The sequence below is a fragment of the Jiangella alkaliphila genome, from assembly GCF_900105925.1.
GTDB lineage: Bacteria > Actinomycetota > Actinomycetes > Jiangellales > Jiangellaceae > Jiangella > Jiangella alkaliphila.
This window is the reverse complement of sequence record NZ_LT629791.1, coordinates 2,185,304-2,208,885: the sequence shown is the minus strand read 5'-3', so window position 1 is coordinate 2,208,885 and position 23,582 is coordinate 2,185,304. Positions and strand designations below refer to the sequence as shown.

Below are 23,582 nucleotides of genomic sequence, written 5' to 3'. Positions count from 1 at the left end.
TCGCCAGTTACTGGGCGAATTGTCCGATAGATGGCCGAACTACTCCAAGATCAACTCGGGCTCGGGGTCAGGCGGGGGCGGCAGTCAGGCGGGCGCGGAGGAACGCGCCGGTTCGCGACTCCGGGGCCGCCGCGATCGCGGACGGCGTGCCCGCCGCGACGACCTGCCCACCCGCCGCTCCCCCGGCCGGGCCGAGGTCGACCACCCAGTCCGCGGTCCGGACGACGTCGAGGTCGTGCTCGATCGCGATGACGGTGTTGCCGGCGCCGACCAGCCGCCGCAGCACGCCGAGCAGCCGCGCGACGTCGTCGACGTGCAGGCCGGTGGTGGGCTCGTCGAGCAGGTAGAGCGTGCGGCCGGTGGACCGGCGGGCCAGCTCCTTCGCCAGCTTGATCCGCTGCGCCTCGCCGCCGGACAGGGTCGTCGTCGGCTGGCCGAGCTGCAGGTAGCCCAGGCCGACGTCGTCGAGCAGCCGCAGCCGCGACACCGCACCGGGCACGTCGGCGAACAGCTCGACCGCCTCGGCGACGGTCATCGACAGCGCCTGCGCGATGTCGTGGCCGCGGTACTTCGCCCGCAGCACGTCGCGGGTGAACCGGCGGCCGCGGCAGACCGGGCAGCGCACCTGGACGTCGGGCAGGAAGTGCATCGACACGTTCAGCACCCCGGCGCCGGTGCACCGCTCGCACCGTCCGCCGGGCACGTTGAAGGAGAAGTGCCCGGCCGTCAGTCCCTGCTCGCGGGCGCCCTCGGTCGCGGCGAACGCCTCGCGGATCGGGGTGAACGCGTCGGAGTAGGTGGCCGCGTTGGACCGCGGCATCCGCCCGGCCGCCTGCTGGTCGATCGTCACGACCTTGTCCAGGTGCGTCCAGCCGTCGATGCCGTCGTGCTCGCCGGGCGGGTCGCCGGCGCCGTGGAACCGCTGCCGTCCCGCCTTGTCGACGATGTCGAGCACCAGCGACGACTTCCCCGACCCGGACGGCCCGGTGACGGCGACCAGCCGGCCCAGCGGCAGCGTGACGGTGACGTCCTTGAGGTTGTGCGCGCGGGCGCCGCGGACGACGAGCGCCGGGCCGTCACTGTCCGGCCGCGTCGTCGTCGCCAGGCCGGGCACCCGCGACCGGCCGGACAGGTACGCCCCGGTGACCGACCCCTCCGCCGCCGCGACCTCGTCCGGTGTGCCCGCCGCGACCACCCGGCCGCCGTCGCGACCCGCGCCGGGACCGATGTCGATGACGTGGTCGGCGGCCCGCAGCACCTCGAGGTCGTGCTCGATGACCAGCACGGTGTTGCCGAGGTCGCGCAGCCGGCGCAGCACGTCGACCAGCCGGGCGACGTCGGAGGGGTGCAGCCCGATGGTCGGCTCGTCCAGCACGTACAGCACGCCGGTGAGCCCGGACCCGAGCAGCGACGCCAGCCGCAGCCGCTGCGCCTCGCCGGCGGACAGGCTCGGCGTCGACCGCTCCAGCGTCAGGTACTCGACGCCGACGTCGACCAAGCGGCGGACGCGTTCGTGCAGGTCGGCGACGACCGGCTCGGCGAACGTCCACTCCTCGGCGGCGACCCGCTCGCGCAGCGCGGCGATCCAGGCGGCCAGCTCGCGGAGCGGCAGCCTGGCGGCGTCGACGACGGTCAGCCCGGCGACGGTGACCCGGCGGCTCTCCGGGCGCAGCCGGGTGCCGTCGCAACCGGGGCAGGTCTCCTGGCGCAGCAGCCGCTCGGTCTTCTCGCGGTAGCCGGCGTCCTCGATGCGGTCGGCGTAGCGGCGCAGCACGCCGGTCGCGACGCCCTCGAACCGGCCGGCGGCGACGGTGCGCGGCGGCGCGGCGACGGTGACGTGGCGCTGGAACTCCGGGCTCTCGACGCCGTGCAGCAGCAGGTCGCGCTGGACGTCGTCGAGCTCGCGGACCGGCGCGTACGCGTCGAACTCGAACCCGTAGTGCCGTCCGGCGGCCTGCAGCACCTGGATGTTGCGGTCGGTCGTCACCGGGTGCCAGCCCAGCACCGCGCCCTCGGCGACGCTGACGCCGTCGTCGATCAGCCGGGCGGTGTCGGGCCGCATGACCACACCCAGGCCGGTGCACGTCGGGCAGGCGCCGGACGGCTTGTTGAAGGAGAAGTCGCCCATGACGAGGTCGGGGACCTCGGCGCCGCAGTGCGCGCAGCCGACCGTCTCGGCGTCGCGCGGCTCGCCGGACTCGTCGTCCCACGGGTCGTCGTCGCCGGCCTGGTAGCTGGGCGGCAGCAGCGAGCCGCAGGACGGGCAGGGACGGTGGCCGACGCGGGCCCACAGCAGCCGCAGGTAGGTGAACACCTCGGTGGCGGTGCCGACGGTGGACCGCGGGCTGCGGTTGGTCAGGTGCTGGTCGATGCTGATGGACGGCGACAGGCCGGTGATGGAGTCGACCGGCGCCTTGCTCACCCACGCGGTGACCAGCCCCAGCGACTCCATGTACTGACGCTGGCCCTCGCGGTGCAGCAGGTCGAAGGCCAGAGTGGACTTGCCGGAGCCGGACCGGCCGGTCAGCACGACCAGCCGGTGGCGCGGGATGCCGACGGTGACGTTCTTCAGGTTGTGCAGCCGGGCATTGTTGACCCTGATCTCACCGAAATCCATCCTTCAATTCTCTCATTCAACTGCTTCTTGAAGGTTTGCCGCGAACGGCGCAGCGAGCGTCCGGATAAGCTTCAAGTACGGCGTTCAAGGGGAGGCGAACGGATGGCGCTGCGGCCGGTCGATCTCGCGCGGACGGTGGGCGTCTCGGCGCAGCAGGTCCGCAACTACGAGGAGGCCGGCGTGCTGCCGCCGGTGCCGCGGTCGGAGTCGGGCTACCGGCAGTTCTCCGAGCGGCACCGCCAGGCGCTGCTCACCTACCGGGCGCTGCTGGCGGGCTACGGCGTCGTCGCGGCGCGCTCGATCATGCTGACGGTGCACGACGGCGACGTCGCCGCTGCGCTCGCGCAGGTCGACGCCGTCCACGCGGAGCTGCACGACCAGCGCCGGCAGCTGCGCGAGACCGCCGCCGCCGTCGAGACCCTCGCGGCCGGTCCCACGCAGCCTGCGCCCTCGACGCGGGGCGAGCCCGGCCTTCGCGTCGGCGACGTCGCCCGGCGGATCGGCGTGCGGCCGTCGGCGCTGCGCACGTGGGAGGCGTACGGCCTGCTCACGCCCGCGCGCGAGCCGGGCACGTCGTACCGCAGCTATGGCCCCGACGACGTCCGCGACGCGCAACTGGTCAACCTGCTGCGGCAGAGCCGGTACGGGCTGCCGCAGGTGCGCCTGGTGCTCGGCGAACTGCGCCGCACGGCCAGCACCGAGGCGCTGCGCGCCGTCCTCGCCCAGCGGCGGGAGCAGCAGACCGCGCGGGCGCTGGCCATGCTGGACGGCGCCGGCCGGCTGCACGCCTACCTGACCAGCTGAGACCGCGGGGTCAGTCGGACGCGGAGTCGCGAGCGGCCTCCCGCGCCTCCCGGACCGCCTCGCCGGCGTTCGACCACGGGGTGCCCGCCCACGGGTCGTAGTCGACCTCGAGCGGCTCCTGCTCGGGTCGGCGGTCCTCGGGCACGTGCTGCAGGTTGAGCCGGATGCGGTACCAGAGCGAGCTGCGCCCGCGCATGCCGTCGACCAGGATGTCGGCCGGCTCGAGATGCGGCACGACGTCGGTGTGCCGCTGCTTCCAGCGCTCCAGCCCGGCCAGCGCCTCGTCCTTGGTCTTGGCGCGGGCGATCTCGATCAGCGGCATCGTCTGGGTGCGCCGCCCGGTGCCCTTCGGCGGCTTCTCCGCCGGGCCGAGCCGCTCGGCCAGCTCGAGCAGCGGCTCCAGCGAGCCGGCCGAGGTCTCGATGCCCGCCCACGGGTCGCCGATGTCGGCGAACCGCCGCGGCGCGGTGGCCAGCGTGTAGTCCTCGGCCCGGCAGTGCGGGACCTCGTCCCACGTCAGCGGCATCGACACCCGGGCGTCGGCCTTGGCGCGGACGGAGTAGGCGGAGGCGACGGTGCGGTCCTTGGCGTTCTGGTTGAAGTCGACGAAGACGCCTTCGCGCTCTTCCTTCCACCACTTGGCGGTCGCGATGTCCGGCGCGCGGTTCTCGACCTCGCGGGCGACGGTCTCGGCCGCCAGCCGGACCTGGCGGTACGACCAGTGCGGGTCGATGCGGGTGTAGATGTGGAAGCCGCGCGAGCCCGACGTCTTCGGCCAGGCGGCGAGGCCGTGGTCCTCGAGCACCTCGCGCGCCACCTGCGCGACGTCGAGGATCTGCGGCCACTCGATGCCCGGGTTGGGGTCGAGGTCGATGCGCAGCTCGTCGGGACGGTCGAGGTCCTCGGCGCGGACGGGGTGCGGGTTGAGGTCGATGCAGCCGAGGTTGACCACCCAGGCCAGCGCCGCGGCGTCGCGCACGACGACCTCGTCGGCGGACGTGCCGGAGCGGTAGCGCAGCGTGGCGACCTCGATCCAGTCGGGCCGCTTGTCGGGAGCGCGCTTCTGGAAGAACGCCTCCTGGTCGATGCCCTTGACGAACCGCTTGAGGATCATCGGCCGGCCCTCGACGCCGCGCAGGGCACCCTCGGCCACGGCCAGGTAGTAGCGGACGAGGTCCAGCTTGGTGTGGCCGTCGTCGGGGAAGACCACCTTGTCAGGATGGGTGATGGTCACCTCATGCCCGGCGACCTCGAGCACCTGCGAGGACGACATGACACCACCATAAACGGCGTCACGACGGCTCGGGCGGCGACGGCTCCTGGGCCAGCGCCGCCTCGGCGACCGGGTGCTCCACCAGCGCGAGCACCCGACTGGACATGAACCGGGCCATGCGCACCGGCGTCCCGGACCGCGTCACCTCCGCCACCACGACCACACCGCGGCCGATCGTGACGTCGACCCGGCGGCCGGCCTTCGTGGCCACCACCTCGTAGCTGCGCGTGGTGTCGCCGGCGTCGATGACGATCTCGACCCTGTCGCCCCGCATGGCACCCTCCCACGGCCGCCGTGCCTCCACGATCCCACGGCGACAGCCCCGATGTGCGTCCTGAGGCGGGTGGGGTACAGGACGAGGAGAGAGGGGAGTTCACCATGACTACTGACACTCCGCGCACGCTGGTACATCTGGCCGACTCCGACCTGACTGTGAAGACCGAGGACGATGTCCGTGGCAAGGAGGTCGTGGACCGCAACGACGACGAGGTCGGCACCGTCGACGACCTCGTCATCGACCCCCAGGGGTTGAAGGTGCGGTTCCTCCAGGTCGGCTCCGGCGGCTTCCTCGGCCTGGGCGAGAAGAAGCAGCTGATCCCCGTCGACGCGGTCGTGAAGATCGACGAGAAGGTGCACATCGGCCAGGACCGCGGCCACGTGGCCGGCGCGCCGGCCTACGACCCCGACCTGGTGTCGGCCGCGGACTACTACGAGGAGCTGTACGGCTACTACGGCTACCCGCCGTTCTGGGCGGCCGGCTACGCGTACCCGGCATATCCCTTCTATCTGTGACCGTCAGTCCGCCGCGGCGGCCGCCTCCTCGTAGTCCAGCCGCTCCAGCTCGCGGCGCATCACCTCGTCGTCCAGCTCGCCGGCGTCGCGCGCGTCCGTGAGCGCGCGACGCTGGGCGGCGAGCAGCTCGCGGCGGACGGCCAGCATGGTCTCGCGCACGACAGGGGCGTGTTCGGCCTCCTCGACCTCGGCGTCCAGGTCGTCGGCGGACTGCCGGGCCCGCATCGCCTCGGCGAAGCGGTCGCGCATGGTGGCGAGCACGGCCGGGTCCGCGCCCGGCGGCGGGTGGTCGATCATGTCGCGCAGCGCCTGCTCGGCCGCCGACCGGGCGATCCGCCGGGCCCGGCGCACCTCCTCGGCCTCCGCCTCCTCCTCGGCGTCGGCGCTGATGTTCAGGCGGCGGACCAGGAACGGCAGCGTCGGCGCCTGGATGAGCAGGCTGCCGACGGCGACGACGAACGCGAGCGCCTGGATGGCCGTGCGGCCGGGGAACGGCTCGCCCGACGCCGTCACGGCCGGCACACCGGCGGCCGCGGCCAGCGTGACCACGCCGCGCATGCCCGACCACGAGAGGATCAGCAGCTGGTTCCGCGGCAGCGGCCGGTGGTCGCCCAGGAGGCCCTGGCGCCGTCGCCGTCGCCGCAGGAACGGCAGGTACCGACGCCGCAGCACCCGCTGGCCGTAGGTGAGGAACACCCAGAACGGCCGGATCAGCAACACCGTCAACAGCACGACGACGGCGGACAGCGCGAACTGGGCCCACTGGCCGCCGTGCAGCGGCAGGTCGGCGAAGACGAAACTGCACTGCAGGCCCATGTAGGCGAAGACGAACGCCTCGAGGAGCGTGTCCAGGCTGCGCCAGACCTGCCGGCCCTGCAGCCGCGTCTCGAAGCCGGCGTTGGCGTCGTGGTGGCCGAGCCAGAACCCGGCGGCGACGACGGCAAGGACGCCCGACCCGTGCAGCTCCTCGGCGAACAGGTACGCCGCGAACGGCACGACCAGCCCGAGCGCCGTCTCCAGGCCGCTCTCCCCCAGCCGCTGCCGGGTCCAGTGCACCCCGGCGGCCAGTATCAGGCCGACGCCGCAGCCGACCACCGACGCGTATAGGAACAGCAGGACGGCGTTGTCGATGAACGGGTGGCTGCCGGTCGCCGCGGCCACCGCCAGCGTGAAGATGGTCAGCGCGGTGGCGTCGTTGACCAGGCTCTCGCCGGTCAGGATCGTCATCAGCCGTTTCGGCAGCCCCAGTTTCCGCCCGATCGCGACCGCGCTGACGGCGTCTGGCGGCGCCACGACCGCGCCCAGCACCAGCGCCGCCACGAGACCGAACTGGGGCACGATCCAGTTCGCCACCACGGCGGTCACCAGCGTCGACACGACCACCATGCCGACGCCGAGGGACAGGATCGGGCGCAGGTTGCGGGCCAGGCTGTAGACGGAGAAGTCCAGCGCCGCGGAGTACAACAGTGGCGGCAGCACGACGCTGAGGATCAGCTCCGGCTCCAGCTCGAACCGCGGCAGTCCGGGCACGAACGACACCGCCGAGGCCAGCACCACGACCACGATCGACGGCTGCAACCCGCGCCGGTTGGCGACCGCGGTGACCGCGATCGCGCCCACCACCACGAGCAGCAACTGCATCGTCTGGCAGGTTAGCCCGGGATGTGCTGCACGCCGATCCGTTTGCGGAACATCCAGTAGACCCAGCTCTGGTACGCGAGCACGGCCGGCACGAACGGCACGGCCACCCACGTCATCACCGTGAGGGTGTAGTCCGACGACGACGCGTTGGCGGTGGTCAGCCCGTCGGCGGCGTCGAGGGTCGACGGCAGCACGTCCGGGTAGAGCGCGGCGAACAGCGTCGCGCCCGTGGCCGCCACGGTGGCGAACGTCGCGACGAACGCCCAGCCCTCGCGGCCGCGCGCCGTCGCCGTCGCACCGGCCGCGATCGCGGCCACCGCGACCAGCGCCGCGGCCGCCGCGAGCCACGAGCGGGTGTCGTCGCGCAACACCGTCCATGCCAGGAACCCGGCCAGCACGACGGCGACCGGGACCGCGAGCCGTCCGGCCAGCCGCCGCGCGCGGTCGCGGAGGTCGCCGACGGTCTTCAGCGCGAGGTAGTGCGCGCCGTGCAGCAGCGCCAGCCCCAGCGTCACGAGGCCGCCGAGCAGCGTGTACGGCGTGGCGACGTCGCCGAGGTCGCCGACGAAGTCGTGGCTCTCATCCAGCGGCAGGCCCTGCACGAACGCGGCCAGCAGGACGCCCCACAGGAACGCCGGCACCACAGACCCGGCGAAGATCACCAGATCCCAGCGCCGCCGCCAGCTCTCGGTGTCGCCCTTGGCGCGGTACTCGAAGGCCAGGCCGCGGCCGATCAGCGTCAGCAGGATCAGCACCAGCGGCAGGTAGTACGCCGACCATGCCGTCGCGTACCACTCCGGGAACGCGGCGAACGTCGCGCCGACCGCCGTGATGACCCAGACCTCGTTGCCGTCCCAGACCGGGCCGATCGTGTTGATGAGGACGCGGCGCTCGATGTCGTCGCGGGCGAACCGGCGGGTCAGCATGCCGACGCCGAAGTCGAAGCCCTCGAGCGCGAGGTAGCCGATCCACAGGACCGCGATGAGCAGGAACCACAGCGTGTTCAACTCCATGATCGCCACTCCTCTCAATACGCGAAGCTCAGCGGCTTGTCGGCGTCGTCGGTGTCGTCGTCCTTCTCGTCCTCCGCCGGTGGCGAGACGTCGGGCAGGCCGGGCCGCGCGTGCTTGACCAGCAGGTGCACCCAGAGCCAGGTCAGGCCGGCGTACAGGATGGTGAACGCGGCCAGTGAGATGAATACGGTCGTGGCCGTGGTGCTGGGGCTGACCCCGGACGCCGTCGGCATCAGGCCGAACACCAGCCACGGCTGCCGGCCCATCTCGGTGAAGATCCAGCCGAACGCGTTGCCGGCCAGCGGCAACACCGGCAGGACGGCGGCCGCGCGCAGTGCCCAGGGCGAGGTCGGGGCTCGTCCGCGTCTGGTCGCCCACAGCTGCCAGAGCGCGATCAGCCCGGCCAGCCCGCCCATCGTGATCATCATCCGGAACGTCCAGTACGTGACCGGGATGTTCGGGCTGTAGTCACCCGGGCCGAACTCCTCCTCGTACTGCGCCTGGAGGTCGTTGATGCCCTCGACCTCGCCGTCGAACGAGCCGGTCGCGAGCCACGACAACAGGCGTGGCACCTCGATCGAGTACAGCGCCTCGCTGCCGTCGAGCGTGCCGACGGTGAACAGCGAGAACGGCGCCGGTTGCCGGGTCTCGTAGAGCGCCTCGGCGGCGGCCATCTTCATCGGCTGCACCTCGGTCATGATCTTGCCCTGGGTGTCGCCGGTGACCGCGACGCCGATGCCGCCGACGAGGACGGTGACGGCGCCGATGCGCAGCGCGGTGCGGAAGGCGCCCTGGTCGGACGGTTTGCCGGGCGCCGCGTCGTCCGGGTTGCGGGCCCCGCGGACAAGGTGCCACATCGCGACCGCCGCGACCACGCCGCCGCCGACCATGAACGCCGCGAAGATCGTGTGCGGGAACGTGATGAGCAGCACCTTGTTCGTCAGCACCGCCCAGATGTCGGTGAGCTCGGCTCGTCCGGCCTCCTCGTTGATCTCGTAGCCGACCGGGTTCTGCATGAACGAGTTCGCGGCCAGGATGAAGTACGCCGACAGCAGCGTCCCGCAGGCCGTGATCCAGATCGTCGCCAGGTGGATCTTCGGCGGGATGCGGCCCCAGCCGAAGATCCAGACGCCGACGAAGACCGACTCCAGGTAGAACGCGAGCAGCGCCTCCATCGCCAGCGGCGCGCCGAACACGTCGCCGACGAACCGGCTGAAGTCGCTCCAGTTCATGCCGAACTGGAACTCCTGCACCAGGCCCGTCACCACGCCGACGGCGAGGTTGATGAGCAGCAGCTTCCCGAAGAACTTGGTCAGCCGCAGCCACCGCTCGCTCTTCGTGCGCATCCAGACCGACTGCATGATCGCGACGAGGAACGCCATCGAGATGGTGAACGGGACGAAGAAGAAGTGCACCACCGTCGTGATGCCGAACTGCCAGCGGGCGAGGTCCAGCACGTCCATCGTCGAGCACCCTCCCGTGCGTACTACATTCCGTCGTAGATGCTACGACATACTGTAGTACTACGAGCGGTCGGTAGACTGGGGAACGTGCCAGGACGCGCCCGACTCGGTGAGCTCGAACGCGCCGTCATGGAGCAGCTGTGGGCGCTCGGCGCGCCGGCCACCGTGCGTCAGGTGCACGAGGCGCTGGCCGGGTCGCGCGACATCGCCTACACGACGGTCATGACGGTGCTCGACCGGCTGGCCCGCAAGGGGTCGGCCGAGCAGCTGCGCGACGGCCGCGCCTACCGCTACCACGCCGCCGTCTCCCGCGACGAGCTGACCGCCGAGCTCATGCACGAGGCGCTCGACACCGTCGACGGCTCGGACCGGACGGCGGCGCTGCTGCGCTTCGTCGGGTCCGCCTCCACCGACGACGCGCGGGCGCTGCGTGAAGCGTTGGAGGCGGTCGAGCGGTCGGCGGACGCGTCGTGACCGAGACGACCCCCGTGGTCCTGCTCGTCCTCGCGCTGCTGCTCACCGGCCCGGTGCCGGCGCTGCTGGCCCGGGCCTCGTGGCCGGCGCGGGTGCCGCGGGCGGCGCTGGTGCTCTGGCAGGCGGTCGCGCTGGCCGCCGTGCTGTCCGCGCTCGGCGCCGGTGCGTCAGCGGGGACCCTGGTCATGACGCACCCGTCGCCGTCGGGGTGGCTGGTGGTGCTGCACGCCGTCTCGCTGGTCCTCACGCTGGTGGTGACGGCGCGGCTGCTGTGGTCGGCGCACACGCTCGGCATGGCGCTGCGGGCCCGCCGGCGCCGGCACCGCCACGTCGTCGACCTCGTCGGACGGTCCGACCGCCGGGCGCCGGGCGCGCTGGTCGTCGACGTCGAGCGGCCGGTGGCGTACTGCATCCCGGGCGTCCGGTCGCGGGTGGTCGTGTCGGCGCCGGCGCTGGATGCACTGGGCTCGGACGAGACCGCCGCCGTACTGGCGCACGAGCGGGCGCACGCCCGGGCCCGCCACGACCTCGTGCTGGAGGGCTTCGGCGTGCTCCACGACGCGTTCCCGCGGCTGGCGCGCAGCTCGGTCGCGCTGGAGTCGGCGGCAGGCCTCGTCGAGATGCTCGCCGACGACGCCGCGCGGCGGCACAGCGGCGCGGTGCCGCTGGCCCGGGCGCTGGCCCGGATGGCCGACGCGCCCGTCCCGGCCGGCGCGCTGGGGTCCGGATCGGTCACGCCCGCGGTCCGCATCCGCCGTCTGGCCGCCGCCCCGGGTGCGGCCGCGGGCGGCGTCCCGGCGTGGCTGATCGCGGGACTGGCCTACACGCTCGCCGCGGCGCTGGTGGCGGTGCCGACCATCGCGGTCGCGGTGCCCTGGCTGACGGCGTTGTCGCACGCGCTCCTGCCCTGACGGCCGACCCTGGCGGTCCGGTCGCGATTCCGAGGGTTGACCTGAGCGCCAACTGTTGGCGCTGATGTCAACACGCGGAGTCGGCATACCTGCTCCGGGTCCTCCCCTTCGCGCATAGGTTGGCTCGTGACGGCCCACGTTCGAACCGAAGGAGCCGGGATGATCCCCGCCGCGGAGCTCACCGATCCCACCGTCCGTTCCCTCGTCACCGCCATCGACGACGGCGACCGCGCCGCCTTCCTCGCGGTGCTCACGCCGGACGCCGTCCTGACCGACGACGGCTCGCAGCGCGACCTCGAGGACTGGATCGACCGCGAGATCTTCACCGTCAACGGCCACATGGACGTCGAGTCCCAGTCGGCGGACGGGCGGTCGCTGGTCGCGGGGTTCCGCAACGACACCTGGGGCCAGATGCGCACCACCTGGTCCTTCACCGTCGTCGACGGGAAGATCAGCAGGCTCGAGACCGGCCAGGCCTGACCGCCGCCGCGGTGCCGGGCGCGCTACTCGGCGGCGTCCTTGGCCGCCACCACCGCGGCGTAGACCTCGCGCTTGGGCAGCCCCAGGTCACGAGCGACGTCGGCGATCGCGTCCTTGCGGCGCACGCCGGCCGCCTCGCGCTCGAACACCAGCTCCACCGCGTCGGCGGGTGTCGCGGTCGCCGAACGGGGCGGTGCGCCCTGCACCACCAGCGTGATCTCGCCGAGCGGCCCGTCGCTCTCCGCCCACGAGGCGAGGTCGCCCAGCGGCCCGCGCCGGACCTCCTCGTGCGTCTTGGTCAGCTCGCGGCACACGGCCGCCGCGCGGTCCGCCCCGAACGCCGCCGCCATCGACGTCAGCGTGTCGGCCAGCCGGTGCCGCGACTCGAAGAAGACCATCGTCCGCGGCTCGTCCGCCAGCGCCGCGAAGGTCCGCGACCGCTCCCCCGGCCGCCGCGGCGGGAAGCCCTCGAAGCAGAACCGGTCGACCGGCAGCCCGCTGACCGCCAGCGCCGTCAACACCGCCGACGGCCCGGGCACCGACGTCACCCGCACGCCCGCCTCGACCGCGGCCGCCACCAGCCGGTACCCGGGGTCGGACACCGACGGCATGCCGGCGTCGGTGACCAGCACCACGCGCGCGCCGTCCGTCAGCGCCGTCAGCAGCTCCGGCGTCCGCGCGGACTCGTTGCCCTCGAAGTACGACACCAGCCGCCCGGGGATCGTCACACCCAGCGACGACGTCAGCCTGAGCAGCCGCCGGGTGTCCTCGGCGGCCACCACATCGGCGGCCGCCAGCTCCGCCGCCAGCCGGGGCGGAGCGTCGCCGACGTCGCCGATCGGGGTGCCGGCCAGCACCAGGACACCGTCCGCCGTCGAGTTCGCCACCCGCCCATCCTCGCGCAACGGTGCGGCGGACTTCACAGCGAGCACTCGTAGGATGACCCGGTGACCCAGACGGTTGACGCCCCCGAGGCATCCGCGACGGCGAGGTCCGCGACCGAGATCCGGTCCCGCCTCGTCCGGCAGCTGCCGACCGACCGCGTCTGGGGCTGGATCGGCCCGCTGCTGGTCGGAGTGGTCGCGGCGGTGCTGCGGCTGATCGACCTCGGCCGGCCGAACAAGATCATCTTTGACGAGACGTACTACGCCAAGGACGCCTACTCGCAGCTGCTGTTCGGCTACTCGCGCAAGTTCACCGAGGACGCCAACGAGCGGATTCTCGACGGCGATCTCGACGTCTTCCTCGGCGAGCCGTCGTTCGTCGTGCATCCGCCGGTCGGCAAGTTCCTCATCGGCCAGGGCATCCGCGTGTTCGGCATGGACCCGTTCGGCTGGCGCATCGCGGTCGCGCTGTGCGGCGTGGCGATGGTGGTCATGGTCGCCCGCATCGGCCGGCGGCTGTTCCGGTCGACGCTGCTCGGGTGCGTGGCCGGCCTGCTGCTCGCCGTCGACGGCCTGTCGATCGTGATGAGCCGGACGGCGGTGCTCGACGGCATCCTGGCGATGTTCGTCGTCGCGGCGTTCGGCTGTCTGCTGGTCGATCGCGACTGGTCACGGGCCAGATATGCGGACTGGGTCGAGGCCCGGATGGCCCGCGGGCTGACCGACGCCGGCGACGGCCCGCTGTTCTGGTGGCGGCCGTGGCGGCTGGCGGCCGGCCTCATGCTGGGGCTGGCCTGCGGCACCAAGTGGAGCGGCCTGTATGCCGTCGCCGTGTTCGGGCTGATGACGGTGATCTGGGAGATGGGCACCCGGCGTGCGGCCGGCCTGCGCAGCCCGGTGCTGAACTCGCTGCTGCGCGACGGCCCGGTGGCGTTCGTGACGATGGTCGGCACGACGTTCGTCGTGTACGTGGCGTCGTGGTGGGGCTGGATCTTCTCCGAGAACGGGTGGGGCCGGCAGTGGGCAGCGGAGAACTCCCCGTCCGCGCTCGGCCAGCTGTTCCCGGGCTGGGTGCGCAGCCTCTGGCACTACCACTGGGACATGTGGGTGTTCCACCGCGACCTGGACACCCCGCACGACTACCAGTCCAACGCCTGGGAGTGGCTCTACCTCGGCCGGCCGGTGTCGTTCGACTACGAGGGCTACGACCTCGGCGAGGGCGGCTGCCAGGTCGAACGGTGCAGTCAGGCGGTGCTCGCGCTGGGCACGCCGCCGCTGTGGTGGGGCGCCTGCGCGGCGCTGCTGGTGTGCCTGTGGTGGTGGTTCTTCCGCCGCGACTGGCGGGCCGGCGCCATCCTGGCCGGCGTCATCGCGACCTGGGTGCCGTGGCTGCTGTTCACCGACCGCACCATCTTCTACTTCTACGCGGTCGCCATCGTGCCGTTCCTGGTGCTGGCCGTGACGTTCGCGCTGGGACTGATCATCGGGCCGCCGGACGCCTCACCGCGACGGCGCGCCGTCGGGGTGGCGATCGCCGGCGGCTACATCCTGGTGGTGGTCGCGGTGGCCGCCTGGTTCTACCCGATCCACGTCGACCAGCTGATCTCGTACGACGACTGGCGCTCCCGGATGTGGTTCAGCAGCTGGATCTAGGTGAGCTCGGCGATCCCCTCGATCAGCAGCCAGACGCCGAACAGGACGAACAGCGTGGCGGCACCGATCTGGATCAGCCGCGCCGGCAGCCGTTGCCCCAGATAGCGCCCGACGACGATGGCCAGGGCGTCGGCGGCGACCATGCCGACCGTCGACCCGATCCAGACGCCGGCCCAGTCGTGGTCGGCGGCCAGCGTGATGGTGGCGAGCATGGTCTTGTCGCCCAGCTCGGCCAGGAAGAACGCGGTGCCGACGGCGATGATGGCCGCCCGCGTCGCGCGTTCGGCCTTGCTCTTCTCGTCGTCGGTCAGCGTGTCGCCGCGCCACGTCCAGGCCGCGAAGCCGAAGAACGCGACCGCCGCGACGAGGTTGATCCAGCCGGTCGGGAGCGCCTCGCCCAGGCCGAAGCCGATCGCGACCGACGCCAGGTGCACGACGGTGGTGGCGATCGTGATGCCGGCGATGACGTGCCACGCCTTGAAGCGGGTGGCGAACGTCAGCGCCATCAGCTGGGACTTGTCGCCGAGCTCCGCCACGAAGATGACGCCGAAGCTCACGAGGAACGCGGCCCACAGGTCGGCCATCGGATCCCTTCCGGTCACGCCTGGCCGGAAGGTGCGAGACTCCGACCCGGCAGTTACTGCCATGGGTCGAAGGTCTCGCCCGCCTCGAGGACGAGGCCGCGCGGCCGGACGCCGGAGCGTCAGTGTGTCGACCGCGACATTGGGGGCTACTCCCCTTCGCTGCGAGGAGCTTACCGGCATCGCGGATCAGGAATCCAGCCGACGTGCGCAGCTTCACACCCCGCGGTTCACCCGCCGGCCATGGCACGGTCGGCGCGGAGGACGACCAGGGCCGAGGCCGCCATGACCGCCGCACCCACGAGCGCGGGCACGTTGACCTCGGTGACCTCGGCCAGCGCGCCGAACAGCAGCGCACCGGCCGGAGCGCCGACGATGCCGACGGTCCGCGAGGCGGAGCTGACCCGGCCGAGCAGCTCGACCGGGATGCGCTGCTGGGTCAGCGAGACCATGTGGACGTTGACGACCATGCCGGCGACCCCGAAGACCGCCAGCGCGGCCGCCGTGGCCGCCGGGTGCGGCACCGAGCCGATGACGAGCAGGCAGCCGACCTGCGCCACGAGCGCCAGGACCATGGCCCGGGCGGCTCCGGCCCAGCGTCCGATGCGCGTCGCGACCAGCCCGCCGAGGACGCCGCCGGCGCCGTACGTCGCCAGGACCAGGCCGAACACGATGTCGGAGGCGCCGGCCCAGCGGGTGATGATCAGCACCATGATCGCCTGGAGCCCGCCGATGACCAGGTTGCCGAGCAGGTTGGCCAGGCAGATGCCGCGCAGCAGCCGATCGGCCCAGAGCCGGCGCAGTCCGGTGCCGATCTCGGCCCGCAGGGTGGAACCGGGCGGTCGCGGCGGCAGCGGCGCCGACCGTGGCAGCGACGCGATCAGCGCCGCCGCCACCAGATACGTCGCCGCGTCCACCGCGAACGGCAGCGCGAGACCGGCCGTCACCAGCAGCCCGGCCGCCGGCGCGCCGAGGAACGAGCCCGCCAGTGCCTGCCCGGTCATCAGCCGGGCGTTGGCCGACGGCAGCGCGCCGCGCGGGACGATGCCCGGGAGAATGGCCGTGGCCGCGTTGTCGAACAGCGTCTGCATCGTGGTCAGCGCGAACGCGAGGATCGCGAGCACCGCGATGTGCGCGTGGCCGAGCGCCAGGGCGATGGCGAACGCCGCCACCAGCGCGCCGCGCACGACGTCGACCATCCACATCGCCCGGCGGCGGTCGACGCGGTCGGCCAGCGCGCCGCCGAGCAGCCCGAACACCAGCCACGGCAGGAAACCGGCGGCGGAGACCATCGACAGCACGAACGGCGAGCTGGTGAGCCCGACGGCGACCAGCGGCAGCGCGACGTTGCGGACGGAGTCGCCGAACCGCGACAGCACCGCCGCCGTCCAGAGCCGCCCGTACCCACCGCGCCACCGAACCGCCTCGGCGGCGTCGTCCACGATCACCATGCGCCGAACGCTAGTTCGAGGGTCCGACAAGGTCCGCTGCCCCGATGATCATGGGACCGCGCGGTCGCCAGCCGGCTGGTATCAGCCCTGCTGCGGCGCCTCTTCGCCGGTGTAGAAGGCGGTCGTCCGGTCCGCCGCGCCCTGGGCGGCCTCGGGGGTGGCGAACCCGGAGGCGATGTTGGCGTCGCGCCAGCGCTCGCTGGCCTGGGCGACGAACCGCCGGCCGTCGTCGCTCATGGTCCAGGCCTCGACCGCCGTCGGGTCGACGGCCTCGCCACCGGAGGCGAGGTGGAGGGCGAGTCCGACGAACGCGAGGTCCCAGCCGAGGCCGACGGCGCCGGGGCCGTAGAGGTCCCAGAACTCGAGTCCGGCGCTGTCGACCAGGGCGATGTGCTCAAGCTCGAACCGGGTCCGCTCGTCGCCGTCAGAGGAAAGCCGGACCTCGACCCAGCTGGTCTGGCCGTTGAACTCCCAGGTCACGGCGAAGCTCTCGGGCGGGTCGCAGCGCTCGACGGTGCCGCCGGCGTTGCCCTCGACCTGGTACCGCCCGCCGAGCTTCAGTTCGCCGCTGACCGGCGAGAACCAGCGCGGGATGCGCTCCTGGTTGGTCACCGCGTCCCAGACGTCCTCGACCGCGGCCGGGTAGGTCTGGCTGACGGTGACGGTGCGGGCCTCGCCGGCCTCGATGGTGCGCGAGCCGACGGTGCGGCGCACGGCGTTGACCTGCTGGACGACCTCGATCATGGGGAGTTCTCCTGGTTCGGGTCCGGCCCGGCCTGCTCCTGCAGCCGGCGTTGGCGCTTGCCCCTGGCCAGCTCGGTGGCCAGTGCATCCAGAGGAGGGGTCCAGAATCGCCGGAAGCGGTCGAGCCACGCGTCGACGTCGCGCAGCGGCTCGGTGCTGACGGCGTACAGCCGGCGGGCGCCGTCGGGCCGCACGGTGGCGAACCCGGCCTCGCGCAGCACCTTGAGGTGCTGCGACACCGCCGGCTGCGAGATGCCGAACTCCTGCTGGATGACCGACGTGACGGCGCCGGAGGTCAGCTCGCCGTCGGCGAGCAGCTCCAGGATCCGGCGGCGAACCGGGTCGCCGAGCACGTCGAACGCATGCACATCCGCAACCTATCGTCTCGCGCTTATATAAGTCAACGCTTCAATTCCTCGTCCGGCGGCTCGACGGTGTCCGCTACCGGCGAACCGGGCACGGTGACGGCGGTGTCGGCCGGCGAGTGCTGCCGGCGGCTGCCGATCAGGAACGGTGCGGCCAGCAGCTGGATCGCGCCGCCGATCGCCAGCGACGTGCCGTAGCTGTACACGTCCGCGGTCCGGCCCAGCGCCGGCTGGATGACCACACCGCCCGCGTTGCCCATCAGCGAGTCGAACGACAACACCGTCGCCCGCTGCTTCGACGGGATCATGTCGTTGAGGTACGCCTGCCGGATCGGCATCTCCGCCGCCCCGATCAGCGACCAGACGACCAGCAGCACCATCGCCGCCCAGAACGCGTCGGTGATGCCGAGCAGCAGGAGCACGACGGCGCTGATCACCGTCCCACCGATCAGTGCGGTCGTCCGCTTGTGGAACAGCTTGCGGACGTGCGGGGCGACGTACCCGCCGACGACCTGTGCACCGGCCATGACCGCCGCCGCGAGCCCGGCGATCGAGTAGGCGTCCGGATCGCCGTACAGCTCCAGCAGGTACGGCTGCAGCGCGTAGAACGTGTAGAAGCCGACGCCGGAGGCGAACGGCGCGGCCAGCATGACCCAGCGCACAGGCGGGTTGCGCAGGCCGTGCTCGATCGACGACGTCCAGATGCCGCGCACGACCTTGCCGGGGCTGGTGGTCCGGTCGGGCGTGAAGCCGAGGTCCTTCATCAGCAGGTACGCGACGACGAACATCGCGACCAGCACGCCGGCCCGCAGCAGCATCGGCACGCCCAGCGTCGTGGCCTGCGCGATCACGCCGCCGGCGACCGAGCCGCCGAGCATCGCGACGCCGGAGACCATCTGGCCGCGGCCGAACACCGCCTCGAGCGTGCCGTCGTACCCGGCGAAGTGCAGCGCATCGACCAGCCACGCCTCGACTGCGCCGGAGAAGAACGTGAACCCCAGCCCCAGCAGCGCCGACACCACGGCCCACGCCCAGAACGGCGCGCTGATCTGCCACATCAGGTAGTACAGCGCGGTCGACCCGGCCAGCGTCAACGTGCCGAGCAGGTACGACGCCCGCCGCCCGACGGTGTCGGCGACGACCCCGGTCGGGACCTCGAAGAGCACCATGCCGACGGTGAAGAAGGCGTTGGCGGCGAACGCCTCCAGGTTGCTCAGCCCGGCGTCGAGCAGGAACAGCGTGTTGATGCCCCAGATGAACGAGGCGGCCAGCGTGTTGCCGAGCATGAGCGTGATGTAGATGCTCTGGATGCGGCGGGCCTGCGAGTTCATCGGCGCGGGGTCCTCTCGTCCAGTCGCCTCGTCGCGACTGCCAAGGTACAAGCGCTCATGGCCCCGAACTATGCCCGGTGGTCCGCCCGCCGCATCCAGCGACATCCTGGTGACGGGTCAGGCGGTGCACACCACCCCCGAGCACTGGGCCGCTTCGTCGTTGCCGCTGGCCCGGTTGCCGCCGCCGTCGGTGTTGCCCGCGACCGCGTAGATGCCCCAGCCGCCATTGAGCCGGGCGATGTTGCGGCGCAGCGTGTTGCCGGCGTTGGCGACGTGGATGCCGTCGCCCTCGTTGCTGCTCGCGGTGTTGGCCTCCAGCAGGTTCGCCGCGACGCCGGCCGACCCGGACACGTAGATGCCGGAACTGTTGTTGCTGTTCGCGGTGTTGCTCAGCAGCCGGTTCGACGCCGAGTTCTGCAGCTCGATGCCGTGGCTGAGCTGCGAGTTCGCGGCGTTGGACTGCACGGTGTTCGAGTTCGACGACACCACCTCGATGCCGGCGGCGTTGGGCCCGCTGACGTTGAGGTTGTTCGAGCGGACGGTGTTGCCGTTCGACGACGTGAGCATGATGCCGGAGTCGCTACTGCCGGAGACCCGGTTGTTGATCACCTGGTTGCTCGGCGCGGTCATCAGCTCGATGCCGGAGTCACCGCTGGCGGTGACGGTGTTGTTGTCGACGACATTCAGGGTCGTGCTGGTCAGGCGGATGGCGCCGTCGCCGCCGGTCGAGATGGTGTTCTGCCGCAGCGTGTTGCTGCGCCCGCCCTCGACCTGGACGCTCTGGTCGCTGGTGCCGCTGACGTTGTTCAGCTCGACGAGGTTGCTCTGCGAGCCGCCGACGTAGATGCCGTCGGAGTTGTTGCGCACCGTGTTGCTGCGTACGACGTTGCCGTTGGAGTCGTTGATCACGGCGATGCCGCGCTGCGACAGGTGCTCGACAGTGTTGCTGATGACGCGGTTGTTGGTGTCGGCGTTGGACAGTTGGACGCCGGCCACCTCGTTGTCGCGGACGGTCAGGACGGTGACCAGGTTGCCGAGGGTGCCCGGGTTGAGCGCGACGCCGTAGTCGAACCCGGTGATCGTGCCGTTGCGGATGGTGACGTTGTCGAAGCCGTTGTTGCGGATGCCGACGCCGAGCCCGACGCCGTCGATCGTCCGCCCGTTGAGGTTGAGGGTGATGTTGTGCGCGCCGATGATCAGTCCGTCGCCGGGGCAGTCGGTGAGGTTGGCCGTGACGGTCGTGTTGGTCGTGACGACGGCGCCGCAGTTGGGCGCCGCATGGGCGGAGCCCGGGACGAACACTGTCGCCATGAGAATCAGGATCGCGGCCGCAGCCGCCGTTCTGAGGGGGGTTCTCATGGCCTTGACGCTGTCGACCATTCAGGAGGAGACGGTCAAGATTGGGTGAGAATTCGGTTATGTCCCGAGTTATCCCGAGATGTCGCGCTCCTGCAGCACCTGCTCCAGCAGGGTCGGCCGGTCGGTCATGATGCCGTCGACGCCGAGGTCGATGAGCCGCTCCATCTGGGCGCGGTCGTTGATGGTCCAGACGTGGACGGCGAGGCCGCGGCGGTGCGCGTCGGCCACGAAGTCGGCGGTCACCACCGGGATGCCCGACTGCGACGGCGGCACCTGCAGCGCGTGGTGCCCGTGCAGCGTGATGCCGGTCAGCGGGCCGAGCGTGTTCAGCCAGAACGCCGTGGCCTGCGCGGTGCCCGGTGACGTGCTGACGTCGCGGTTGTACAGCTTGAACCGGGTCACCGCGCTGTCGGAGAACGACGCGACGACGGTGTCGGTGCCACGGCCGAACTCGCGCAGGAGGTCGGCCATGGTTCGCTCGTACGGCGACGTCTCGGGCCGGGTCCGCTTGATCTCGACGTTGATCAGCACGCCCGGGAACGCCTCGAGCACCTCGCGCAGCGTCGGGATGCGGAAGTCCTCGGCGGTGTAGCCCGCCGGGGCCGGCCGTTCGCCCGTCGCGACGCCGCGGAACACGTAGTCGCCGGGCGCGCCGTCGTGGCAGGTGCCGCAGCCGGGCACGAACCAGTACGACGCGTCGAGCGCGCGGATCTGCGCCAGCGTCAGCCCGTCGACCCGCCCGGTGCCGTTCGTCGTGCGGTCGACGGTGGTGTCGTGCAGCACGACCAGCTCGCCGTCGGCCGTCGCGTGGACGTCCAGCTCGAGCACGTCTGCGCCCTTGTCGAGCGCCGTCTTGAACGCATAGAGGGTGTCGGACGGCGCCTCGAGCTCGCCGCCCTGGTGCGCGATGTTGAGGACGCGCCGCTCCAGCCACGGGTTGTCCGCGGCCGACGCGACCGGTGCGGCCGCAGCCGCCGTCGTCGGGATGAGGACCGCGGCGACGGCGCCGGCGGCCAGAAGACCGGTGAGCCTGCTCATGGGCGAACGGTAGTGCCCGCCGGTGACAGTCGCGCCGACGGCAGGTGAACGTCGGACCCGGCGGGTACGGTCGCCGGCATGACGACGTACCCCAGCGTGTTGCAGACCGTTCTGGACACCACCGACGCGCGTGGGCTGGCGGAGTTCTACCGGCAGCTCCTCGGCTACGTGTACCGGCCCGGCCACGAGACCGTCGACCCCGCCGGCGACGACTGGCTCGTCCTGCTCGACGAGGACGGCGGCCGCCGGTTGGCCTTCCAGCAGGTCGACCAGCTGACGCCGTCGACCTGGCCGGACGACGCCGTCCCGCAGCAGCTGCACCTGGACATGACGGTGCCGTCGATGGAGGAGCTGCTGGTCCAGCACGACCGCGTGCTGGAGCTGGGCGGCCGGATGATCTTCGACCGCACCGACGACCCGGACGAGCCGCTGCGCGTCTACGCCGACCTCTCCGGCCACCCGTTCTGCATCTTCGTGGCCTGACGGTCGCGGTCGCGGCGGATCGTCCGCGCTGTCGCGAGCAGGCCGCCGCCCACCATCGTGGCGAGCACGAGATGGCCCGGTGTCCTGCCGGCGTAGAACAGCAGCGCGACCCCTAGCATCACGGCGATCTCGGTGACGGCGTACCGGCGCTGGCCGTGCCGCATGGCCCTGGAGACCACTCCGGCGCCGGCCAGTGTCGTGACGACCAGCAGCGGCACCGCGACCGCCAGCCCGAACGGCTCCGCGCGGTAGCGGGCCACGGACAGGCCCATGCCGGCGAGGACCAGGACCACACCACCGGCGGTCGCGGCCGGCAGTGCCCACGCCGGCCAGCGGTGGTCGGCAGGAGCAGGCGCGTCCGGGACGTCCGTCATGTCCGCAGTGTGGCAGGCGCGTGGGACTCTCAGGCGGCCGGCGACGGCTGGCCGAGCCGCTCGGCGAGGAAGTCCTCCCAGCTCCGCGTGCCGAGGTCGGCGTCGAGCGTGAGGTTGGCTCCGTCGCGGTAGGCGCGGCCGACCTTGCCGGGCAGCGGCACCGGCAGCAACGCCCGCCGCTTGCCGGCCGCCGTCAGGTACGAGCGCACCAGGTCGCGCAGCGGCGTGACCTGCGGCCCGGCGAGGTCGGCGACCAGCCCGGCCGGCTCGCCGAGAGTCAGCTCGGTCAGCCGCGCGGCCACGTCGCGGGCGTCGACGGGCTGGAAGCGGATGACGCCGGGGACCGGGATCACCGGCGACTTCGCCATCGCGGTCGCGGTCTTCAGGACGAGGTCGTGGAACTGGGCGGCGCGCAGGATGGTCCACGGCACGCCCGCGCCGGTCACGGCCTCCTCGGCGGCCAGCTTCATCCGGAACCACGCGATCGGGACGCGGTCCGCGCCGATCGCCGAGATGTGCACCAGATGCCGCACGCCGGCGCGCGCCGCCGCCCGGGCCAGCCGCGCCGTCGCCTCGCCGTCCCCCTTGGGCCCGCCGGCCAGGTGCAGGACCGCGCCGACGCCGTCGACGGCCGCGGCGACGGCGTCGTCGGCGTCGTCCGAGCGCAGGTCGGCCGCCACGTACTCGACGCCGCCGGCCGGCTCGTGCGGTGTGCGGCTGAGCACCCGGACGGTCCGGCCGGCCTCGACCAGCCGTGGCACGATGAGACGTCCGAGGGTGCCGGTGCCGCCGGTCACCAGAAGGGGTGTGGTCACTGTCTGCTCCAGATCTCTGCCGAAGTGGTTCGCTAACACGCCGACCCGCGGGGGCGGGGAGATGTGACGGGATGAGTGACGACGATTTCGAGCGTCACCGGCCGCAGCTGCGCGCGCTGGCGTACCGGATGCTGGGGTCGCTCAGCGAGGCCGACGACGCGGTGCAGGAGACGTGGCTGCGCTACCAGCGCACCGACACCTCCGACGTCGAGAACCTGGGCGCCTGGCTGACGACGGTCGCCGGGCGGGTGTGCCTGAACCTGCTGCGGTCGCGGACCACCCGCGGTGAGGTGCCGCTGGACGAGAACGACCCCGAGGTGCGGCTGCCCGATCCGGTCGTCAGCCCGCTGAGCGGCCCCGATCCGGAGCAGGAGGCGCTGCTGGCCGACTCCGTCGGGCTGGCGCTGCAGGTCGTCCTGGACACGCTGACCCCGGCCGAGCGGCTGGCGTTCGTGCTGCACGACCTGTTCGCCGTCCCGTTCGACGACATCGCCCCGCTGGTCGAGCGGAGCCCGGCCGCGGCCCGGCAGCTGGCCAGCCGGGGCCGGCGCCGGGTCCAGGAGGCCGCGCCCGCGCCCGACGCCGATCTCGCGAAGCAGCGGGTCGCGGTCGACGCGTTCTATGCGGCCGCCCGCGACGGCGACTTCGACGCGCTGGTGACGGTGCTCGCCCCCGAGGTCGTGCTGCGCGCCGACGGTGGTGCGTCGCGGACCCGGCCGACGGTGCTGCTGCGCGGCGCCCGGACGGTCGCCGGCCAGGCGACGATGGCGCGGCGACTGTCGCGGTTCGCGCGGCCGGCGCTGGTCAACGGCGCGGCGGGCGCGGTGGTCGTCATCGGCGAGCGGGTGTTCGCGGTGATGGCCTTCACCGTCACCGACGGCCGGATCGCCGCGATCGACGTCCTGTACGACCCGGACCGGCTGGCCGGCCTCGACCCGGTCGCCTTCGCCACCTGAGCCCCGAACCCCCACCGTCCACGTCTCCGCCTCTGTCCTGGCCGGCGTCCGCGCCCGGTTCGCCGTTGTCTCGAACGCGA

The 23,582-nt window shown here is 72.3% G+C and carries 24 protein-coding genes; 8 read left to right on the top strand and 16 right to left on the bottom strand.

Annotated features, from left to right (window positions below):
- Positions 1–67 precede the first annotated feature (67 nt).
- A complete protein-coding gene (gene uvrA, locus BLV05_RS10325) occupies positions 68–2,617 on the bottom strand; it encodes an excinuclease ABC subunit UvrA (protein ID WP_046771612.1) in 2,550 nt (849 codons plus the stop codon).
- 102 nt (positions 2,618–2,719) lie between these two features.
- Between uvrA and BLV05_RS10320 the strand changes: the two genes are divergently transcribed.
- Entirely contained in the window at positions 2,720–3,421 is a 702-nt protein-coding gene (locus BLV05_RS10320) for a MerR family transcriptional regulator (protein WP_046771613.1), read from the top strand.
- 10 nt (positions 3,422–3,431) lie between these two features.
- Here the strand turns inward: BLV05_RS10320 and ligD are convergent, their stop codons facing one another.
- Together ligD and BLV05_RS10310 are read right to left on the bottom strand one after the other, a co-directional pair.
- Positions 3,432–4,694, bottom strand: coding sequence for a non-homologous end-joining DNA ligase (gene ligD, locus BLV05_RS10315; RefSeq protein ID WP_046771614.1), 1,263 nt, complete (start codon positions 4,692–4,694; stop codon positions 3,432–3,434).
- A 19-nt stretch (positions 4,695–4,713) separates the two neighbouring features.
- Entirely contained in the window at positions 4,714–4,968 is a 255-nt protein-coding gene (locus BLV05_RS10310) for a hypothetical protein (protein ID WP_046771615.1), read from the bottom strand.
- Positions 4,969–5,072: 104 nt separating this feature from the next.
- Between BLV05_RS10310 and BLV05_RS10305 the strand changes: the two genes are divergently transcribed.
- Complete coding sequence (locus BLV05_RS10305) at positions 5,073–5,486, top strand: PRC-barrel domain-containing protein (protein WP_046771616.1); 414 nt, start codon at positions 5,073–5,075, stop codon at positions 5,484–5,486.
- Positions 5,487–5,489: 3 nt separating this feature from the next.
- On the opposite strand, the gene BLV05_RS10300 is transcribed toward BLV05_RS10305, so the two are convergent.
- Genes BLV05_RS10300 through BLV05_RS10290 form a run of 3 tightly spaced genes read right to left on the bottom strand, consistent with a single transcriptional unit; the run spans position 5,490 to position 9,603 of the window.
- A complete protein-coding gene (locus BLV05_RS10300) occupies positions 5,490–7,127 on the bottom strand; it encodes a Na+/H+ antiporter (RefSeq protein WP_046771617.1) in 1,638 nt (545 codons plus the stop codon).
- An 11-nt stretch (positions 7,128–7,138) separates the two neighbouring features.
- The gene (gene cydB / locus BLV05_RS10295) at positions 7,139–8,140 is read right to left on the bottom strand and encodes a cytochrome d ubiquinol oxidase subunit II (RefSeq protein ID WP_046771659.1); all 1,002 of its coding nucleotides are present in this window, start codon (positions 8,138–8,140) and stop codon (positions 7,139–7,141) included.
- A 14-nt stretch (positions 8,141–8,154) separates the two neighbouring features.
- Positions 8,155–9,603 carry a cytochrome ubiquinol oxidase subunit I gene (locus BLV05_RS10290; RefSeq protein WP_046771618.1) on the bottom strand — a complete coding sequence of 483 codons (1,449 nt, stop codon included), beginning with the start codon at positions 9,601–9,603 and terminating at the stop codon, positions 8,155–8,157.
- A gap of 87 nt (positions 9,604–9,690) precedes the next feature.
- Here BLV05_RS10290 and BLV05_RS10285 point away from each other — a divergent pair, with 87 nt between their 5' ends.
- From BLV05_RS10285 to BLV05_RS10275, 3 genes are all read left to right on the top strand, one after another.
- On the top strand, positions 9,691–10,077 hold the full coding sequence (locus BLV05_RS10285; RefSeq protein ID WP_231948792.1) for a BlaI/MecI/CopY family transcriptional regulator: 387 nt from the start codon (positions 9,691–9,693) through the stop codon (positions 10,075–10,077).
- Positions 10,074–10,988, top strand: coding sequence for a M56 family metallopeptidase (locus tag BLV05_RS10280; protein ID WP_046771620.1), 915 nt, complete (start codon positions 10,074–10,076; stop codon positions 10,986–10,988). The genes BLV05_RS10285 and BLV05_RS10280 overlap by 4 nt, the downstream gene beginning before the upstream one ends.
- A 159-nt stretch (positions 10,989–11,147) precedes the next feature.
- A complete protein-coding gene (locus BLV05_RS10275) occupies positions 11,148–11,468 on the top strand; it encodes a nuclear transport factor 2-like protein (RefSeq protein ID WP_046771621.1) in 321 nt (106 codons plus the stop codon).
- A gap of 23 nt (positions 11,469–11,491) precedes the next feature.
- Here BLV05_RS10275 and rsmI read toward each other — a convergent pair whose 3' ends face one another.
- On the bottom strand, positions 11,492–12,355 hold the full coding sequence (rsmI, locus tag BLV05_RS10270) for a 16S rRNA (cytidine(1402)-2'-O)-methyltransferase (protein WP_046771622.1): 864 nt from the start codon (positions 12,353–12,355) through the stop codon (positions 11,492–11,494).
- 60 nt (positions 12,356–12,415) lie between these two features.
- Here rsmI and BLV05_RS10265 point away from each other — a divergent pair, with 60 nt between their 5' ends.
- On the top strand, positions 12,416–14,005 hold the full coding sequence (locus BLV05_RS10265) for a dolichyl-phosphate-mannose--protein mannosyltransferase (RefSeq protein WP_052762959.1): 1,590 nt from the start codon (positions 12,416–12,418) through the stop codon (positions 14,003–14,005).
- Here BLV05_RS10265 and BLV05_RS10260 read toward each other — a convergent pair.
- The 7 genes from BLV05_RS10260 to BLV05_RS10230 all read right to left on the bottom strand — a co-directional run bounded on the left by BLV05_RS10260 (position 14,002) and on the right by BLV05_RS10230 (position 20,874).
- Positions 14,002–14,589 (bottom strand): TMEM165/GDT1 family protein, encoded by a 588-nt coding sequence (locus BLV05_RS10260; protein ID WP_046771623.1) that lies wholly within the window; start codon positions 14,587–14,589, stop codon positions 14,002–14,004. The genes BLV05_RS10265 and BLV05_RS10260 overlap by 4 nt on opposite strands.
- Before the next feature lie 227 nt (positions 14,590–14,816).
- Positions 14,817–16,037, bottom strand: coding sequence for an MFS transporter (locus BLV05_RS10255; protein ID WP_046771624.1), 1,221 nt, complete (start codon positions 16,035–16,037; stop codon positions 14,817–14,819).
- A gap of 81 nt (positions 16,038–16,118) precedes the next feature.
- Complete coding sequence (locus tag BLV05_RS10250; RefSeq protein WP_046771625.1) at positions 16,119–16,781, bottom strand: SRPBCC family protein; 663 nt, start codon at positions 16,779–16,781, stop codon at positions 16,119–16,121.
- Entirely contained in the window at positions 16,778–17,149 is a 372-nt protein-coding gene (locus BLV05_RS10245; protein WP_046771626.1) for an ArsR/SmtB family transcription factor, read from the bottom strand. Before BLV05_RS10245 ends, BLV05_RS10250 begins: the two co-directional genes overlap by 4 nt.
- A 32-nt stretch (positions 17,150–17,181) precedes the next feature.
- Positions 17,182–18,477, bottom strand: coding sequence for an MFS transporter (locus tag BLV05_RS10240; protein WP_046771627.1), 1,296 nt, complete (start codon positions 18,475–18,477; stop codon positions 17,182–17,184).
- A gap of 117 nt (positions 18,478–18,594) precedes the next feature.
- A complete protein-coding gene (locus BLV05_RS10235; RefSeq protein WP_160312805.1) occupies positions 18,595–19,788 on the bottom strand; it encodes a right-handed parallel beta-helix repeat-containing protein in 1,194 nt (397 codons plus the stop codon).
- A 117-nt stretch (positions 19,789–19,905) separates the two neighbouring features.
- Positions 19,906–20,874, bottom strand: a complete 969-nt coding sequence (locus tag BLV05_RS10230) for a glycerophosphodiester phosphodiesterase (RefSeq protein ID WP_046771629.1) — start codon at positions 20,872–20,874, stop codon at positions 19,906–19,908.
- Between the two features lie 78 nt (positions 20,875–20,952).
- Here BLV05_RS10230 and BLV05_RS10225 point away from each other — a divergent pair, with 78 nt between their 5' ends.
- Complete coding sequence (locus BLV05_RS10225; RefSeq protein ID WP_046771630.1) at positions 20,953–21,357, top strand: VOC family protein; 405 nt, start codon at positions 20,953–20,955, stop codon at positions 21,355–21,357.
- On the opposite strand, the gene BLV05_RS10220 is transcribed toward BLV05_RS10225, so the two are convergent.
- Both BLV05_RS10220 and BLV05_RS10215 read right to left on the bottom strand, forming a co-directional pair.
- Entirely contained in the window at positions 21,312–21,731 is a 420-nt protein-coding gene (locus tag BLV05_RS10220; RefSeq protein WP_046771631.1) for a hypothetical protein, read from the bottom strand. The two genes, BLV05_RS10225 and BLV05_RS10220, sit on opposite strands and share 46 nt — an antisense overlap.
- Positions 21,732–21,760: 29 nt before the next feature.
- The gene (locus BLV05_RS10215; RefSeq protein WP_046771632.1) at positions 21,761–22,546 is read right to left on the bottom strand and encodes an SDR family oxidoreductase; all 786 of its coding nucleotides are present in this window, start codon (positions 22,544–22,546) and stop codon (positions 21,761–21,763) included.
- Between the two features lie 71 nt (positions 22,547–22,617).
- On the opposite strand from BLV05_RS10215, the gene BLV05_RS10210 reads away from it, so the two are divergent.
- On the top strand, positions 22,618–23,502 hold the full coding sequence (locus tag BLV05_RS10210) for a sigma-70 family RNA polymerase sigma factor (protein WP_046771633.1): 885 nt from the start codon (positions 22,618–22,620) through the stop codon (positions 23,500–23,502).
- Positions 23,503–23,582: the final 80 nt, after the last annotated feature.

Excerpts from the sequence above, each read along its gene's own strand:
- uvrA (WP_046771612.1), bottom strand. The coding sequence starts at position 2,617 with ATGGATTTCGGTGAGATCAGGGTCAACAATGCCCGGCTGCACAACCTG.
- BLV05_RS10320 (WP_046771613.1), top strand. The coding sequence starts at position 2,720 with ATGGCGCTGCGGCCGGTCGATCTCGCGCGGACGGTGGGCGTCTCGGCG.
- ligD (WP_046771614.1), bottom strand. The coding sequence starts at position 4,694 with ATGTCGTCCTCGCAGGTGCTCGAGGTCGCCGGGCATGAGGTGACCATC.
- BLV05_RS10310 (WP_046771615.1), bottom strand. The coding sequence starts at position 4,968 with ATGCGGGGCGACAGGGTCGAGATCGTCATCGACGCCGGCGACACCACG.
- BLV05_RS10305 (WP_046771616.1), top strand. The coding sequence starts at position 5,073 with ATGACTACTGACACTCCGCGCACGCTGGTACATCTGGCCGACTCCGAC.
- BLV05_RS10300 (WP_046771617.1), bottom strand. The coding sequence starts at position 7,127 with ATGCAGTTGCTGCTCGTGGTGGTGGGCGCGATCGCGGTCACCGCGGTC.
- cydB (WP_046771659.1), bottom strand. The coding sequence starts at position 8,140 with ATGGAGTTGAACACGCTGTGGTTCCTGCTCATCGCGGTCCTGTGGATC.
- BLV05_RS10290 (WP_046771618.1), bottom strand. The coding sequence starts at position 9,603 with ATGGACGTGCTGGACCTCGCCCGCTGGCAGTTCGGCATCACGACGGTG.
- BLV05_RS10275 (WP_046771621.1), top strand. The coding sequence starts at position 11,148 with ATGATCCCCGCCGCGGAGCTCACCGATCCCACCGTCCGTTCCCTCGTC.
- BLV05_RS10260 (WP_046771623.1), bottom strand. The coding sequence starts at position 14,589 with ATGGCCGACCTGTGGGCCGCGTTCCTCGTGAGCTTCGGCGTCATCTTC.
- BLV05_RS10255 (WP_046771624.1), bottom strand. The coding sequence starts at position 16,037 with ATGGTGATCGTGGACGACGCCGCCGAGGCGGTTCGGTGGCGCGGTGGG.
- BLV05_RS10250 (WP_046771625.1), bottom strand. The coding sequence starts at position 16,781 with ATGATCGAGGTCGTCCAGCAGGTCAACGCCGTGCGCCGCACCGTCGGC.
- BLV05_RS10240 (WP_046771627.1), bottom strand. The coding sequence starts at position 18,477 with ATGAACTCGCAGGCCCGCCGCATCCAGAGCATCTACATCACGCTCATG.
- BLV05_RS10235 (WP_160312805.1), bottom strand. The coding sequence starts at position 19,788 with ATGGCGACAGTGTTCGTCCCGGGCTCCGCCCATGCGGCGCCCAACTGC.
- BLV05_RS10230 (WP_046771629.1), bottom strand. The coding sequence starts at position 20,874 with ATGAGCAGGCTCACCGGTCTTCTGGCCGCCGGCGCCGTCGCCGCGGTC.
- BLV05_RS10225 (WP_046771630.1), top strand. The coding sequence starts at position 20,953 with ATGACGACGTACCCCAGCGTGTTGCAGACCGTTCTGGACACCACCGAC.
- BLV05_RS10220 (WP_046771631.1), bottom strand. The coding sequence starts at position 21,731 with ATGACGGACGTCCCGGACGCGCCTGCTCCTGCCGACCACCGCTGGCCG.
- BLV05_RS10210 (WP_046771633.1), top strand. The coding sequence starts at position 22,618 with ATGAGTGACGACGATTTCGAGCGTCACCGGCCGCAGCTGCGCGCGCTG.